General features: G+C 66.7%; 12 protein-coding genes. 4 read left to right on the top strand and 8 right to left on the bottom strand.

The features are described from left to right. Positions 1-67: 67 nt before the first annotated feature. The 3 genes from DFLDMN_RS28575 to DFLDMN_RS28565 form a co-directional block, all read right to left on the bottom strand. On the bottom strand, positions 68-2,653 hold the full coding sequence (locus DFLDMN_RS28575) for a hypothetical protein (protein ID WP_423199111.1): 2,586 nt from the start codon (positions 2,651-2,653) through the stop codon (positions 68-70). A 400-nt stretch (positions 2,654-3,053) separates the two neighbouring features. Then, entirely contained in the window at positions 3,054-3,935 is an 882-nt protein-coding gene (locus DFLDMN_RS28570; RefSeq protein WP_423199110.1) for a DUF427 domain-containing protein, read from the bottom strand. A 79-nt stretch (positions 3,936-4,014) separates the two neighbouring features. After that, a complete protein-coding gene (locus DFLDMN_RS28565; RefSeq protein WP_423199109.1) occupies positions 4,015-4,434 on the bottom strand; it encodes a VOC family protein in 420 nt (139 codons plus the stop codon). Positions 4,435-4,739: 305 nt separating this feature from the next. On the opposite strand from DFLDMN_RS28565, the gene DFLDMN_RS28560 reads away from it, so the two are divergent. Further along, complete coding sequence (locus DFLDMN_RS28560; RefSeq protein ID WP_423199108.1) at positions 4,740-5,369, top strand: CGNR zinc finger domain-containing protein; 630 nt, start codon at positions 4,740-4,742, stop codon at positions 5,367-5,369. A 124-nt stretch (positions 5,370-5,493) separates the two neighbouring features. Here DFLDMN_RS28560 and DFLDMN_RS28555 read toward each other — a convergent pair whose 3' ends face one another. Further along, positions 5,494-6,156 carry a CGNR zinc finger domain-containing protein gene (locus DFLDMN_RS28555; RefSeq protein ID WP_423199107.1) on the bottom strand — a complete coding sequence of 221 codons (663 nt, stop codon included), beginning with the start codon at positions 6,154-6,156 and terminating at the stop codon, positions 5,494-5,496. 203 nt (positions 6,157-6,359) lie between these two features. Next, positions 6,360-8,126 carry an MOSC domain-containing protein gene (locus DFLDMN_RS28550; RefSeq protein WP_423199106.1) on the bottom strand — a complete coding sequence of 589 codons (1,767 nt, stop codon included), beginning with the start codon at positions 8,124-8,126 and terminating at the stop codon, positions 6,360-6,362. Between the two features lie 200 nt (positions 8,127-8,326). Here DFLDMN_RS28550 and DFLDMN_RS28545 point away from each other — a divergent pair, with 200 nt between their 5' ends. Continuing rightward, entirely contained in the window at positions 8,327-9,250 is a 924-nt protein-coding gene (locus DFLDMN_RS28545) for a ketopantoate reductase family protein (protein ID WP_423199105.1), read from the top strand. 91 nt (positions 9,251-9,341) lie between these two features. On the opposite strand, the gene DFLDMN_RS28540 is transcribed toward DFLDMN_RS28545, so the two are convergent. Further along, complete coding sequence (locus DFLDMN_RS28540; protein ID WP_423199104.1) at positions 9,342-9,785, bottom strand: copper resistance protein CopQ; 444 nt, start codon at positions 9,783-9,785, stop codon at positions 9,342-9,344. Between the two features lie 342 nt (positions 9,786-10,127). Here DFLDMN_RS28540 and DFLDMN_RS28535 point away from each other — a divergent pair, with 342 nt between their 5' ends. Then, on the top strand, positions 10,128-11,990 hold the full coding sequence (locus tag DFLDMN_RS28535; RefSeq protein ID WP_423199103.1) for a RecQ family ATP-dependent DNA helicase: 1,863 nt from the start codon (positions 10,128-10,130) through the stop codon (positions 11,988-11,990). On the opposite strand, the gene DFLDMN_RS28530 is transcribed toward DFLDMN_RS28535, so the two are convergent. Beyond that, a complete protein-coding gene (locus tag DFLDMN_RS28530; RefSeq protein ID WP_423199102.1) occupies positions 11,980-12,195 on the bottom strand; it encodes a DUF2188 domain-containing protein in 216 nt (71 codons plus the stop codon). The genes DFLDMN_RS28535 and DFLDMN_RS28530 overlap by 11 nt on opposite strands. Between DFLDMN_RS28530 and DFLDMN_RS28525 the strand changes: the two genes are divergently transcribed. Further along, entirely contained in the window at positions 12,181-12,918 is a 738-nt protein-coding gene (locus tag DFLDMN_RS28525) for a DUF2244 domain-containing protein (RefSeq protein ID WP_423199101.1), read from the top strand. The two genes, DFLDMN_RS28530 and DFLDMN_RS28525, sit on opposite strands and share 15 nt — an antisense overlap. A gap of 48 nt (positions 12,919-12,966) precedes the next feature. On the opposite strand, the gene DFLDMN_RS28520 is transcribed toward DFLDMN_RS28525, so the two are convergent. Next, positions 12,967-15,312: an FdhF/YdeP family oxidoreductase gene (locus DFLDMN_RS28520; protein ID WP_423199100.1), complete on the bottom strand. Its 2,346-nt coding sequence runs from the start codon at positions 15,310-15,312 to the stop codon at positions 12,967-12,969. Positions 15,313-15,333 lie beyond the last annotated feature (21 nt).

Raw genomic sequence — 15,333 nt, 5'->3', positions numbered from 1 at the left:
CCGGTAACCACCGGGGCGGCCGACGGTGGCAGGCATGGATCCGGCGTCGTCCCATGCCCGCGCGGTGTTACGGCCAGATGCGCCGGGTCCAGTCACTCCACTTCTGGACCCGGGCCGGATCCGCGCCCAGCTGCGTCGCCTTCCAGATACCGTATTGCTGCAGTTGTTCCTGCGGCGGACGGGCATACATATCCGTGTTCATCGCATAGCCGCCGCGTGGCGAGACTGCCAGCGGCTGCTGGCTGCGGTCCACGCAGAAGGCAAAGCCCGCCGTCGGCTCGCTCTCGCCCAGGTCCGTGTTGGCCGGATCGCATCGACGCCATGCGGCGGGATCGGTATCGGTGTAGAGCGTGTTGAATTGCCTGATCTCGCCATTGAGCACCTTCAGGTACAGCCCCGGGGCCAGTTCATCGAGGCCGGAGAAGCGCGTGATGGCGGTGCCGAAGTTGACGGTGGCCTTGTCCATCATCTGCGTCGGCGTCAGGTGCTTGAGGGTCTGCGCCCGCCCATAGCGGCCCCGGTTGTTGATCAGGCTGCCGGTGTCGGTGGACACGTAGAGCGGAATGGCATTGTTGACGTACTGCGCCGCCTTGATATGCGCCTGCAGCAGGCGTGCCGTACTCAGCATCGAGGCATTCTTCTCCGCGGGCCCGGCCGTGCCGATGGCATTGGCGAGCACCTCGTCGAAGCCGGTGAGGTACGGCCAGTCCATCGGGAAGTTGACCCAGTCGCTTTGCGCCCCCGGGTTGAGCGAGAGCTGCAGCTGGTACCAGATATTGGTGCGGTAGTAGGAGCCGACCTTGTTGTTGGCTTCCCACGCCATGTACCACTCCCGCGTGACGCGCCCCGAGCTGTCGGCATCGGCCTGGTACAGCATATGCGGGGCCAGATAGAACGCGCTGACGGTATTGAACGGCCAGCCACGCTTTTCGCCCCGGCCTTTCCACGTATTGGTGCCGGCGTCGTAGTCGCCGATAAACCACGGCTGGTTTTCTTCGAGCCCATAGGCCTGGGCCCAGTCCCATTGCCGGATCAGGTTCCAATGGAGCAGGCTCATCATCGACCGCTCGATAAAGGCATTGGTGGTGGCGGCCTGCGGATCGCCGGCCACGGTCTGGCTGGATGCCAGGCGTGCGAGGTTGCGCGCGCCGACCTGTGCGCCGAATTCGCCGGAGGCCGCGACATGATTGCCTCTGCCGCCGCCGAGGAAGCTGTACGAGACCCAGCCGAACGCGCGGAACATATCGCCAATTTCCTTGCGCCTGGCGGGCGTCAGGTGGCTCCAGTCCCCGCGCGTGCCGTTGGGATTCTGATTGGCCTTGAGCCATGCCTCGATACGTGCGGCGGCGCCGTTCGGGTCCTGGAAGCTGCTCGCCGAGAAGCGCGCGCCAGCGGCGAACGAACCGGAGGCGTCGGCACCGTCGGGCCATACATCGAGCGGGTGGATGGCCGGCAGCCACGCATTCCAGTCGGGATACTGCAGCGGCATGGCCACTTCACGCGTGTTCAGCGTGGCGTTGGGGTCCATCACCGCGTCGATCTCGGCTTGCGTGAGCGCTGGCGCCACATCGTTGGCCGGTTTGCCGAAAATCGCGTTGACGGCCTGTGCCGGCGTTTCCAGCACCGCGCCAAGGCCCGCGCCCGCGGCCCATTCGGCCACCGGCCTGGCGTCCAGGCCGGCACCGGGCTGGTACGGCGGATTCCATGGCGCCGCCTGCGCGACATGGGGCACCTGCTGCTGGGAGTACCGCAGGTACGCGGCGATCTGGCGGCCCTCGCCCTCGCTGAGCCCGTGGAACCTGCTGCGCTGGACAATCGCGTAGTTGGAGTAGTTGAAGTACTGCAGGTCGCGGCCGCTCGGGCTATGGCATGACGCACAGGCCGCGTGAATCTTGCGCGTCACGATCGACGACTTGGCGATCGTGTCCTGGGCGTTCCACAGTGCGGCCCCGGCCGCCACGTCGGGGCTCCAGATGCGGCCGGCGGCCTTCTCCTGTCCGATATCGGCAAACGTCACCGGGTTGGTGACGAGGTTATTGCCCTGTGCGTCGCGCAGCGCCAACGCCAGGACGCGGAAGCCGTTGCTCTCGCCATCGGTGCCGTTGAAGCGGAACTGGACCACGTTCCGGCGCGGCGCCGCGACCAGCCTGGCCCGTGTGGCGTCGTCGAGCGGCAGCGCGAGGCGCACCGTATAGAAGCCACCGCGATCGAGTCCACCCTGGAGGCGTTCGAGGTCGGCAAGCTTCATATTGGCGTCGGTGACGTCCACCCACGGCACGGTCGCGGCCGTCTCCGTATCGGCGCCGCCAAGCACGCGTACGCTGGCCTTCACCCGGGTCACCGGCTCTGTAGTGGCTTCGAACTCCGGCGCGCCAAAGAAGCCGCAGCGATGACAGACAAACCAGAGCTGACTGGCGGTGCCCAGCCGCTCCGGGTCGACGGTCAGTTCGGCCTGGGCAATGACGGGGGCGGAGGGGCGGCCGTCGCCGAGCACTTCCAGCGGCAGTTGCAGCGTGCCATCGGGCGCGGTGCCACCGGGAGGATTCGATGCGCCGGCCGAGCCGGCCGCGGTGGAGGCAGCCGTGGGGCGGCCCGGTGCATCGGACTGGCCACCGCCGCACGCGGCGATCAGTGCCGCGCATGCAAACAGCATGAGTCCCGGTCCAGGCAGTCTGCGGATGCGGGCGCCGACGTCTGCAAGTACCCGTGCCCGCCGTTGTGTCACTCGCTGTTGCGTTTGCACCTGACCCCCGCTTCCATTCGCGTTGCTCGACAAAGTCGTTCTCCTTGTATTTTTCGGGCACGGCCGGAGATGGCGTACCGCTGTCGAAAACTACGCAAAACACGCATTCTGGTAAACCGTGCCACGGTGCCATATTCGGCAAATTGCGCGGGATTTTGCCCGTAGCGAGCGGACACTTTCCGTACCGTCCATGCTGTCTTGTTCGGCGAGAAATTCCGTATGAGCGCGGTATCGGGTGCGTGAAATGGAAACAAAAAAAACGGTGTAGCAAAGTCGCTACACCGTTGTGAGTACTACGGGCAAGCCGGCGTCAGTCGCGTCGCCGCATGCCGTCGCGTTGCAGGATTTCGTCCGGGTCCAGCGCACGGTCGATGCCATGCGGGGTGACGTTCTGCCCGGGCTCCATCAGCAGTTTCCGGTTGTCGAGAAAGACGTCGACCTTGTCCGGTTCGAACGAGACAAGGTTGGAGATGCGGTGCACCTCCGGCCAGGCTTGCGGATAGCACCACGCTGCCTTGCGGGCGCCTGCGATGTCGTAATAGCTCGCCAGCCCCTTGTAGGGGCAGAAGGTCTGGCCGTCCACGGGCGTCAGCGCGGTGGCGTCGAGATCGTCGCGCTCGACATACCAGCGCGGCGCAAAGCCCGATTCGAACAGCACCACCGGGCGCCGCGTATCGGCAATCACGCGGTCGCCGGCCTTGACCACGAGGTGGCGCGAGCTCGCGCGGATATCGATACGGTGATATGGATCCGCGGCGTGGCCGACGATGCGTTCGTCCTCTTCGTAAAACGCATCCATGGCCCGCCACGCAAACGCGACGCGCTCGCGCAATTCCGCCGCATGCGCGGGTGCCGCGCCATGCCGCCACGCGCCGCGCGCCGCGCGGTTGGCACCCACCGCGACGGTGAACCAGTCGGTCTCGCCAAAGTCGCGATGCGTGGTTGCGCGCTCCTCCCTGGACAGCACGTCGGCGCGAATGTCGGCCAGCGGAAAGTAGGCCACCGGATAGCGCGCCGGTTCGTGCAGCAGCAGCACGTTCTCGCTATCGGCAATCCACTCTCCAGCGAACTTCACGCGCATGCGGCGCCGCAGCGGCTCCGCAAACAGCAGACGTTCCGGCAATGGCTCGGGTGTCAGAAAACGGCCCGTCGACCCGCCGCCAAGCGGGCCTTGCTGCCATGAGAGTCCCATGTTTCACCTGTTACGTGGTTGCCCCGCGTCGCTGTCCGCGTTGCCGCTGGCGGCGCGAGGTGTGCTGGCCGACGATGGCTCAGGGCTGACGGAAGCCGCGTTCCTGCAGCGTCCAGCGATTGCCATCGGGGTCCGTGAAATCCGCGAACGTCGCGTAGTCGCGCCGCTCGGGGTCGAGGCCCGCGGCCCAGTCGCCGCTCCATGTCGCCAGTGGGTGCTTGTGCCGGCATTCGCCCACGGCCACGCCGCGCGCGAGCAGTTGCGCGCGCTCGGCCGCAATGTCATCGGTGACGAGGTACAGGTTGCGCACGGGCGCGGGCGTCTCGCTGGCAACCAGGTGGATCGAGCATGCCGAACCAGCCGGCGTCAGTTGCACCACGCGAAACGACGGGGTCGGGTGATAGTCGACATCGAGGTGGAAGCCGGCGCGGTCCCGGTAGAAGGCGATTGCGCGATCCACATCCGCGACGGCGAGTGAGATCACTTCCAGCGACGGCATGCCTGCTCCTGTCTCGATCACAGCGGCCGGGCAGGTGCCGCAATGTGGGGTTGGTTGCGAAGAGTGAGTCGAACTTCTGGATGGATCGTAGCGCCCGCGTCGCCGCTTTTCAAGCGTTCGTTGCAGATTGGATAACTTTCTATTGCGGTATTAGTGGGTTATGTTACATATGCGCTGGCAATGATGTGTCGGGACAGGAACTGCACATCGTGAACATGCGGCGTGCGCGATTTGGCCATCCGCGTGAGCGTTTTGTATAGTTGCAGATAACCGTCATAGGCGGCGTTGACTGGAAAGAGATGATATTGAGACAGCCCCCCCTACTCATCGCCGATGCCGTGGCACTGGATTTCCTGAACTCCGTGGTCAGCTTTCCGCAGGGGACGATCGATTTCATGGCGGATGGCGAGGGCCTGCTCGCCTGGATGACCGAGGCGCGGCTGATCGAGCCATCGTTCGCCGGCGACATGCGGCTATCGAGCACGTCCGAGGAACTCGACAGCATCGCCGCGCAGGCGCGTGAGTTACGCGAGTGGTTTCGGGCGTTTGTCACGGCGCGCAAGGGCCGCAAGATCGTCGCGGCGGATCTGCCGGCGCTGGCGAGGCTCAACGACATGCTCAGGATGGACGACACCTTTACCCGGCTGGTACCGAGCAGCCACACGCCGGGCTATCCCTATCGGCTGGAGACGGTCAGGCGACATGCGGCCAGCATCGGACTGCTGATGACGATCGCCGAGACCCTGGCGCGGTTCGTCTGTGCCGATGCGATGATGCGCGTCAAGTGTTGCGAAGGGCCTGGCTGCACGCTCGTGTTCGAGGACCGCACGCAGGGCCGCAGCCGGCGCTGGTGCGGGGCACCGCTGTGTGGTGACGATACCCGCGTGGCCGACGCGCGCGCACAGGGTCTGGGCGCGCGCTCGCAAGCCTGGTAGTGGGGCGACCGCGGGTCGATAGTGGGTCGATAGTGGCTTGGTAGCGAGGCCGGTAGCGGCCTGGCACCGAGCGGCAGTGGAACGGCTCGGTACGCGCTTCGCCTGCGGCTTCCCAAGCCCGCTTTCAGCGGCTGGCCGGGTCCCCTTCCTTCACCGTGCGACGGCGCGCGCGATGGAGCGCCTGCTTGGCGCGATTGCCGCAGATGGCCATGCTGCACCAGCGGCGGATATGGCCACGGCTGGTGTCGAGGAACAGAATGGTGCAGGCCGAGCCCTCGCAGTGCTTGATATGCGCGAAGTTCGCGGTGGCAACGAGGTCCGCCAGTGTCTTGGCGATGGGCAACAGCAGGGCCTCGGGACTGCGCCAGCGACGCCGCGCCATGAATTCCAGCGGCGACGGCGCGTCCGGGCCCAGATGGGTCGGGTCGCGCAGCACAATCTGACCATAGACCTCGTCGCGCGCGAGCACGCGATTGAGCGGTTCCAGCTCGTCGATGGCCGCGCGCGTGAGGCGGCTGCCCTTGTGTTGGAGCACGAAGCCGCGGAACCACTCGCGCAAGGCACGCGCCTGCCCCGCCACGGCGTCCAGTTCGCCGGGGCCGGCGTTGCTGGCGATCTCCCGCAGGATATCGGTGTGAACCAGCTTGGCCTGATCGAGCCAGTTAAGCAAGCCGGCGCCATCCGCGAGCCACTCGACCTGCGTGTCCACCGGTACCGCGATCGAGTTCAGGAAATCCAGGCCGGGCGAGTCGGCCAGGAACATGGGTGCGGGAAGTTCGTCGGACATGTCCTGTCTTTCTGCGACTTCATTCGCCGATTGCCGTTTCATCTGATAAGCGCGGATTAGTTACTGATTGGTAACCATCTTACCGCAACTGATTAGTAACTTTCTTCCTAATTGAAAAGCGGTTATTAAAAAACCGTTCGATTAAAGAGAATAGGAAACAACGGGCGCGACGGCCAGCCCGTTTGCGGGGAGCATCGCACGATCTAGAGGTCGAGCTCGAGATCGGAGGCCGGCGTTGCGCAGCACAGCAGGATGGTGCCGCGCGCGGGCGGCGCGAGCGGAGCAGGCCGGTAGTCGACCTCGCCCTCGATCAGCGCGGCCTGGCAGTTGTGGCAGACGCCGGTGCGGCACGACCAGCGCGTCGGAACGTCGCAGGCTTCCGCCATTTCCAGCAGGCTCTGGTAACGTTCGCTCCAGCGTACCGACAGGCCGCTGCGGACAAAGTGAACCGAATGACCATGGCCGGGTTCACCGGTCGGCGCATGGGGCGCAGGTGCGTGGATATCGGCCACCGGCGCGCCAAAGATCTCGCTGTGGATGCGCTCGCGGGCCACACCCAGGTCCGGTAATTGGCGCGTGAATGCATCGATAAATCCGGCGGGGCCGCATAAATAGAAATCGGCGTGCACCGGTACCTGGCTGCGCTCCAGATCGGCCAGCGTCAGGCGGCCGGTAACGTTGAAATCCTCGCCGGGGCGATCGGCGGGGTCCGGCTGGCTATAGGCAATACACGATACGGCGCACGGCAGCTCATCGAGCAACTGCCGTGCCTCGCCGCGGAACGCGTGATGCGTGCCGTTCCTGGCGCTATGAAACCACCACACTGGCCGGCCGTTGGCCGCGTCGCGACGGAGTTCGTGCAGCATCGACAGCAGCGGCGTGACCCCCACGCCGGCGCTGAGCAGCACGACCGGCTGGTTGCCCGGGCGCAGATGAAAGGCGCCGCGCGGCGCGGCCAGCTCCAGCGTGCTTCCGGCCCGCACCTCGCCATGCAGGTAGCGGCTGAATGCCCCCAGCGGCTCGCGCTTGACGCTGATGCGATACCTGCCACCGCCGCTCGGGCCCGATAGCGAATACATGCGCGTGATGACCGGTTGCCGCGCGTCGGGATGGCCACGCACCACCACGTGCTGGCCGGACAACGCGGCCGGGAGTGGCGCGCCATCGAGCGGTTCGAGCCAGAACGAGGAGACCTCGGCGCTCTCGCGCTCGACCTGCGTCACACGCATGCGGCGAAAGCCTGGCCACGCGTCGGCGGCCGATGCCAGCGGGTCGAGCGCGGCATTGCCGCCGCCGTTGCCACGATCGGCCCGGTCGGCCTGATCTGCGAGGAGGGCGGCAAACGATTGCTGCCACCCGGGACTGAGCGCATGGATGCGCAGTGCCCGCTGCAAGTCCGCCTCGGGATGATGGCCGCCGTAGAGCAACTGGTCGATGTCGGCCACCGACATGCGTTGGGGCCCATCGCTCACCTTGACGATGTCGTCGCCGGCACCAATCTCGCCGGTCTCGATCACGCGCATGTAGAAGCCTGGGCGGCGGTGCGATACGAGCAGGGCGGGCAACTCCGGATGCTGCATGCGAATGCCGAGCCGGTAGCACGTCACGCGAGGCTGGGTCACTTCGAAGAGGGCCCCCCCGATGCCGCCGATCCGGTAACGGTCGCCGATACAGACTTCGGCGTCTTCCAGGCCGTCCACGGTGAGGTTCTCGCCGAACTGGCCGTAGGAGAAGTCACCGCGGCCGAGCTGCTCGCTCCAGTAGCGGTATGCGGACAGCTGGTACACAAGTACCGCGCGCTGCTCCCCACCGTGGCCTTGCAGGTCGGCCTGCTCGTCGCCGGCCAGGTTGGTGCGGCCGGCGAATACACGTCCCGCCACCGGCGTTTTCCAGATCGCCGTGCGAATCGTCTTGCCACGCCAGGCGACCTCGCGTGGACGTCCCACATTGACCGACAGCAGTTTGCCCACGATAGTCTCCTTGCGCGATGCGCCTGCAGTATCGTTGAAGCTGGCCGGACAGGCGGAATGACGGGTGCGATGGCAAAAATAATAACCATCGTTGTATGCGTTGACAAGTTATGCACCGCTTCGTAATCTGCCCGCCCAGCGTCGATGAGACCCGCGTCGATGAAACCGGGTGCACGATACCCCTACGGACGGAGATGAATATGAAGATCGTCGTAATCGGCGCCGGTGGCGTCGGCGGATATTTCGGTGCAAAGCTGGCGGCATCGGGCTGCGACGTGACCTTTGTCGCGCGCGGCGCGCATCTGCGGGCGGTGCGCGCGGACGGCCTGCGCATCCGCAGTCCCGGGGGCGATCTGCATCTGCAGCCGGTCAACGCGGTGGAAGACGTGGCCGCCGTCGAAGCGGCCGATCTCGTCATCGTCGCCGTCAAGCTATGGGATACGGAAGCACTGGCGCCAAAGCTCAAGCGTCTTGTCGACGACGGGGCCGCAGTGGTGTCGTTTCAGAACGGCACCCACAAGGACGACATGCTGCGCAGGCATCTTCCCGCTGGCGCGCTGTTCGGCGGCGTGGGCTATATCGCCTCGGTGATCGCCGAACCGGGTGTGATCGAACACAAGGGTCAGTTGCAGCGGCTGGTATTCGGCGAGTTCGATGGCCGGCGCACGCCGCGGGTGGAAGCGTTTCTCGCCGCATGCCGGCAAGCCGGTATCGATGCCGAGATCAGTGCCGACATTGCCCGCACGATCTGGGAGAAGTTTGTCTTCCTGGTGGGACTGTCAGGCACGACCGCGAGCATTCGCCAGCCGATTGGCCCGATTCGCTCGCATCCGGCCACGCGCGCCTTTCTGCATGACGTGATGCGCGAAGTGGTGGCAGTGGGCCGCGCCAAGGGTGTGGCGTTGCCCGCGGACTTTGCCGACGAGCGCCTCGCCTTTGCCGATACGCTGCCGCCTGACATGACCTCGTCGATGCATCATGACCTGCAGCGCGGCAACCGGCTCGAACTGCCCTGGCTCAGCGGCGGCGTGGCCAGCTACGGCGTGGAAACCGGTGTGCCGACGCCGTGCAATCGCGCCATTGCCGACGTGCTCGCGCTTTACGCCGATGGCACACGGGTCTGAATGATCCAGTACCCGCCCCGTGACGCCACGAGGCAGGTCTGCGAGAACGGCGCGATGCCTGCCGGCAATTTTTGCCAACAGGCACGCCGTCTTACACATTGGCACCGTCGGTGTACACGTCGCGCGGACCATTGGCGTCATAACGCGCACCGTCCAGATAGGGGTTGCGCGAGCGGGCCGGCGGCGCCGATACGCCCACATGATCCAGTCCGGCAACGGTGCGGGCACCGTCGGTGTACACGTCGCGCGGTCCGTTGACGCCGTAGCGCGCGCCGTCGAGGTACGGGTCGCGCGAGCGCCCCGGCGGCGCCGATACGCCCACATGATCCAGTCCGGCGACGGTGCGGGCGCCGTCGGTGTACACATCGCGCGGTCCGTTGACGCCGTAGCGCGCGCCGTCGAGGTACGGGTCCGCCGTGCGCGATACGGGCGCGTCTTCGGTATAGCCGTCCCGGTTGCTGATACGCGCTTCGGCAGCTCCGGCAACAAACACGGAAGCAAGGGCGAGGGCGGAAACAATGGTCTTGACGTTCATGATGGATCTCCTGGTGATTGACTTCGGTCTGTCTGCAAAATCAGGCGGTGATCGAGTTGCCGTCCTGATGTAAGCCAGTGTAGGGATGGCGGCTGATGCGGGGAACGACGATCTGGCTCAAAAACACGCTCGATCGTCTCAGGGTGGGGTGCGGGGCAGGAGGGGTGCGGCCAGACGCGGCGCGGGTACGGCACGGGGCCGTGGGGTGTCGGGTGGATATGGTGCGGAGCGGATCGTTGCGCGAGGCGAACCGCGTCGGCGGCCTGGCGGCGCGTGCCGCGGGCATCGGTGGCGCGGCATGCTTATTGCTGCGTTGGCGAGATCCCCCGACGCTGGTGCTCCATGTCCCATCGACTGTCCCCCGACCTGATGCGCATCCTGCGCGAACGATTTGGCGTGCGCGAACTGCGCCCTGGCCAGGCCGACGTGCTGGCGAGCGTGCTGCGCGGCGATGACACCGTGGCCGTGATGCCGACCGGCAGCGGCAAGTCGCTGTGCTTTCAGTTGCCGGCATTGCTGCAGGACGGGCTGACCGTGGTGGTGTCGCCACTGATCGCGTTGATGCACGACCAGGCCGACAAGCTGGGCAATATCGATCTGCCTCCCGCCGTGGTCAACAGCGCGGTCGGCGATGGCGCGCTCGCTAGCCTCGCGCGCGGCGGCGAGCGCATCCTGCTGACGACGCCGGAACAACTCGAGGACGAAGCCGTGATGGCGGCATTGCGCCGCAACCGCGTTGCCCTGTTCGTGGTGGACGAGGCCCATTGCATCTCGCAATGGGGACATGATTTCCGGCCGGCATACCTTGGTCTGCGCGATGCCCTCGCGGCGTTGTCGCGGCCGCCGGTACTGGCGCTCACCGCGACGGCCACCGAGGCGGTGGTCAAGGACATCGCGACGCAGCTTGGCATGCGGCGTCCGTGCGTGATCCGCACGCCGTTGTATCGGCCCAATCTCGTTTATGCCGTCGAGCATGTGTCCGGCGAAGCGGCACGACTCGACGCGGTCATGCGCCTGGTGTCGGCACGGGCGGGCGCGGGCATCGTCTACACCGCGACGGTGGCGATGGCCGAGCAGCTCGCCGCCCGCCTGCAGGCCGCCTTGCGCGAGGCCGGCAGACGCGTGGCGCTCTACCACGGCCGTCGCACCGCGAGCCAGCGGCGCGAAGCGCAGGAAGCGTTCATGAACGGGCAGGCCGACGTGATGGTGGCAACCAACGCCTTCGGCATGGGTATCGACAAGCCCGACGTGCGCTTTATCGTGCATGCGCAGTGCCCGGGCAGCCTCGACGCGTACTACCAGGAGTCGGGTCGTGCCGGCCGCGATGGCGAGACCGCGCATTGCACGCTCGTCTTTGACGAGAAGGACCGGCGCATCCATCAGTTCTTTCTGGCCAACCGCTATCCCGCCCTCATGGACTTGCGGCACATGGCCGATGCGGTCCGCGTTGCGCCACGCGCCATCGCCGCGTTGCAGCAGGTGCTGCCCCACATCGGCATGCGGCGGATACAGGCTGGCATGCGCATGCTGGCAGACTTCGGCATTGTGCGGCGTGACCGGCGCGGCCGCTTTGCCTTGCGCGATGGCGGTGCCGGCGACGTGGAAGCGATTGCGGCACGCTATGAAGCGCGCAGCCGCGAGGATCGCGAAACGTTGCAGGCGATGCTCGGCTACGCGCGCAGCGGGCGCTGCCGGTGGACGCTGCTGCTGGCGTACTACGGCGAGGGTGAAGGGCTGGAGCGCTGCGGCACCTGCGACAGCTGCCGCGGCGTGGCGGCGGTGACGGCACAGGCCACCGCGCAGGGGGCAGCGCGGGCCGTCGCGGATCGCGCCGGCGAGGGGAGCCCGGATGACGCCGGCAGGGGCGTTACCGATGCCATCGCCGCATGCGTGACGAAGGCAGCCGCCGGTGCCGTGATCGATGCCGCGCGAGGGGTGACCGGGAAGCTGGTGACAGCCAAAGGTGTGACAGCGAAGGGTGCGGCCGGCACGGTCACGCCCGGCGCCGCCGAAGCTGGCGCCGGGCGTGGTGCTGCGCGCTTTGCCGAAGGCGACGCGGTGCGGGCGCGCCGCTTCGGCCCCGGCACCGTGGTATCCGTCACGACCGAATGGGTCGAGGTGCGCTTTCCGGACGACAGCGTGCGCAGGTTTCTACCGGAGTATCTTCGCCCTTCCAGGGGACTCGCCGTCCGCGCTATCCCTTGATGTCGCGCGGATCATGGCCAAAGGAATTGCGCTGCCGGATCTGGCCATCGCGGCCATGGATCAACAGCTCCACCCTGGCGCGCCTGGCGCGCTCCGTGCCGGCGGCGATGGCCTCTTCCTGCGTAAAGAACATCGTGCGGTCGCCACCACCGGCTTCCTCCACGGCCCATTCGTTGCCTGCGGGTACCACATGAATCGCTGCCATGATCTGCTCCCATGGTTGAGTGTCATCAGTCTTGCCGCAGCGAGCGCGCCTGGCTATCGGCGTGACGCCTACAAGCCAGCGCTGGCGGCCGCGCATCTCGCGGCTCCCTGCGCGGCAGGACCGTGCCGCGTTGCAATTCCCGGCGGGAGACGTTGTAAAGGCGGCGGCACCCCGAGCGCCGTGCCGGCGGGAGAACGCGGGCTGCCGGCAGGCATGCCGTATGCATCAAGGCGTGCTCCCCGAGGAGCCCGACCGGAGTGCGCCATGCAATGGAGAATGCGCAGGATATGCCCGCTGACACGCCGCCAGACGCTGATACGTTACGGTCTGGCCTGTCTTGCCCCGTGCATGCTCGGCATGACGGCGGCATGGTATGGATACTGGCCAATGGCCGCCTTCGTGACCGTGGAAGGCTTTCTGCTGGGCATGCTCGCGCTGCGCTACGCGGCCTCCGCCACGGACAGGGAGCGTGTGGTCATCGACGAGGAGACGCTAAAGGTCGAACTCGATCTGCAGGGCGACCACACCACGCACGTGCTGTTTGCCCCGTTGGTCAACGTGGTCTATCCCTCCGTCTCCGGCCTGGTCCTGTTGAGCTATGCGGGGCAACTGGTCGAGCTGGGCCGCTTTGTCCCGGCCCGGGAGCGTCAGCAGCTTGCCGACTCGGTGCGTACCGCGGTGCGTCGCACGGCGGTCCGCACCGCCCTGGCGATCCATGCCTGAAGCGTTACGCCGGTTGCCGCGCCGGCACCCCGCCGCACGCGCGCCAGGCTATACCTGCCCGGCCGCCCGCGCTGCCGACGGCAGTGAAGATGCGGCGCACGGCCGCAGGAACACCGGCACCGATTTGTAGGACGGCGTGCCGCTGCGCGGATCGAAGTGTTCCAGCGCCACCAGTCCATTGGCTTCCGGGTAATAGGCGGCGACCGAGCCGCGCGCGATGTCGTAGGCCACCGCCACCATATTGCGCAGCACGCGCGCACCGGGGACGCCGACATGCGCCGAGACCGCCTCGATATCGACCTTGTCCCCGTGCGCGAGACCGCGTTCGGCAAGGTCCGCCTCGTTGACGAAGACCACGTCGCGCCGGCCCGTGATGCCACGGTAGCGGTCGTTGTACCCGTACAGCGTGGTGTTGTACTGGTCGTGGCTGCGGATCGTGGCCAGCATCAGCGCGCCGGAATGATTGCGCGCCGGCGTTTCGTCGAGGCCGGCCATGGTAATGAAATTCGCGCGGCCGCCCGGCGTGTGCCACTTGCGCGCCGCGGCGGCATTCGGCAGCCGGAAGCCCAAGGGCTGGCTGACGCGTGCGTTGTAGTCGTGGAAGTCGGGAAACACCGCCTCGATGGCGTCGCGAATGCGGCTGTAGTCGGCCACCATGCCATCCCAGTCGACGCGCGTGCCGCGCAGCGTGGCCTTGGCCATGGCGGCGACGATCCAAGGCTCGGAGCGCAGCATCGGCGAGGCCGGCTCCAGCGTGCCGCGGGTGGCATGGACCATCGACATCGAATCCTCGACCGTGCTCGACTGCGGACCGCTGGCCTGCAGGTCGACCTCGGTACGTCCCAGGCATGGCAGGATCAGGCTCTGCCTGGCGAGGAGCAGGTGCGAGCGGTTCAGCTTGGTGGCGATATGCACGGCGAGGTCGAGCTTGCGCATGGCCGCGTAGCATTGCTCCGGGTCGGGCATCGCTACCGGCAGATTGCCGCCCAGGCAGACGAGCGCGCGCGATTCGCCGGCGAGCATGGCGCGCATGGTCTCCACGGCGTTGTGCCCATGGCGGCGCGGCATCGGCATATCGAAGGTTGCTTCGAGGCGGTCGAGCAGCGCGTCGGAGGGAATCTCGGTAATGCCGACGGTGCGGTCGCCCTGCACATTCGAATGGCCGCGCAGCGGGCAGATGCCCGCGCCGGGCCGGCCGATATTGCCGCGCATCAGCAGCAGGTTGCATAACTGCTGGACATTGGCCGTGCCCTGGCGATGCTGGGTGATGCCCATGCCGTAGCAGAAGATGGCGGCCTCCGAGGCTGCATAAATGCGCGCGATCTCGCGGATCTCGTCCTCCGGCACGCCCGCGGCGGCCTCGATGTGCGTCCATGCGGTGGCGTCGAGATCTTCCACCAGCGCCGCATAGCCGGCGGTGTGGGCGGCAATGAAGTCATGGTCGATCACCGGACGCTGCAGCGTGGCACGCGCATCGTGATCGGCTTCCAGCAGCGCCTTCATCATGCCTTTGAGGACTGCCGCATCACCCCCGATGCGCGGCTGGACATAGCGCGTGGCGATCGGCGTGGACATGCCCAGCGACATCTCCGCCGCATTCTGTGGCGACGTGAACCGTTCCAGGCCGCGTTCGCGCAGGGGATTGACGACGACGATCTGCGCACCGCGCCGGGCGGCGCCGCGCAGCGTCGATAGCATGCGCGGGTGATTGGTGCCAGGGTTGTGGCCAAAGCAGAAGATTGCATCGCAGTATTCGAAGTCCTCCAGCGTGACCGTGCCCTTGGCGACGCCGATGGACTCGGGCATGCCCACGCTGGTCGCCTCGTGGCACATGTTGGAGCAATCGGGGAAATTGTTGGTACCGAACGCGCGCGCAAACAACTGGTAAAGGAATGCCGCTTCGTTGGAGGCCCGTCCCGACGTGTAGAACTCGGCCGCGTCCGGGTGAGGCAGGGCGCGCAGGGCGGCACCGATGCGCGCCATGGCATCGTCCCATTCGATCGGCAGATAACGGTCGGTGGCGGCGTCGTAGACCATCGGGTGCGTCAGCCGTCCTTCGTTTTCGAGGTCGTAGTCGCTCATGCGCCAGAGTTCCGCTACGGTGTGGGCGGCAAAGAAGCCGGGCGTCGTGCGTCGTGACGTGGCCTCCCATGCCACGGCCTTGGCGCCGTTTTCGCAGAACTCGAAGGACGAAGACGCACGCGGGTCCGGCCATGCGCAGCCGGGGCAGTCGAAGCCGTCGGGCTGGTTCACGCGCAGCAGCATGATGGCGTTGCGGCCCGCGCCCATCTGGCCGCGCACCGCGCGCGCTACCGCCTGCAATGCGCCCCAACCGCCGGCTGGTCCGCCGTAACGGCCCACACCCGGCACTTCCTTGCGTTGCGCTTTTTCCATGTCGGTACCCCGGTCGGTGCG

The organism is Cupriavidus sp. H19C3, from assembly GCF_049393815.1.
GTDB lineage: Bacteria > Pseudomonadota > Gammaproteobacteria > Burkholderiales > Burkholderiaceae > Cupriavidus.
Note: the sequence above shows the minus strand (reverse complement) of the source record. Positions and strands in the feature narration are given on the sequence as shown.

Bases quoted from the DNA above. Each gene is read 5' to 3' on its own strand.
- DFLDMN_RS28575 (WP_423199111.1), bottom strand. From the start codon at position 2,653: ATGCTGTTTGCATGCGCGGCACTGATCGCCGCGTGCGGCGGTGGCCAG.
- DFLDMN_RS28570 (WP_423199110.1), bottom strand. From the start codon at position 3,935: ATGGGACTCTCATGGCAGCAAGGCCCGCTTGGCGGCGGGTCGACGGGC.
- DFLDMN_RS28565 (WP_423199109.1), bottom strand. From the start codon at position 4,434: ATGCCGTCGCTGGAAGTGATCTCACTCGCCGTCGCGGATGTGGATCGC.
- DFLDMN_RS28555 (WP_423199107.1), bottom strand. From the start codon at position 6,156: ATGTCCGACGAACTTCCCGCACCCATGTTCCTGGCCGACTCGCCCGGC.
- DFLDMN_RS28545 (WP_423199105.1), top strand. From the start codon at position 8,327: ATGAAGATCGTCGTAATCGGCGCCGGTGGCGTCGGCGGATATTTCGGT.
- DFLDMN_RS28540 (WP_423199104.1), bottom strand. From the start codon at position 9,785: ATGAACGTCAAGACCATTGTTTCCGCCCTCGCCCTTGCTTCCGTGTTT.
- DFLDMN_RS28535 (WP_423199103.1), top strand. From the start codon at position 10,128: ATGTCCCATCGACTGTCCCCCGACCTGATGCGCATCCTGCGCGAACGA.
- DFLDMN_RS28525 (WP_423199101.1), top strand. From the start codon at position 12,181: ATGAATCGCTGCCATGATCTGCTCCCATGGTTGAGTGTCATCAGTCTT.
- DFLDMN_RS28530 (WP_423199102.1), bottom strand. From the start codon at position 12,195: ATGGCAGCGATTCATGTGGTACCCGCAGGCAACGAATGGGCCGTGGAG.
- DFLDMN_RS28520 (WP_423199100.1), bottom strand. From the start codon at position 15,312: ATGGAAAAAGCGCAACGCAAGGAAGTGCCGGGTGTGGGCCGTTACGGC.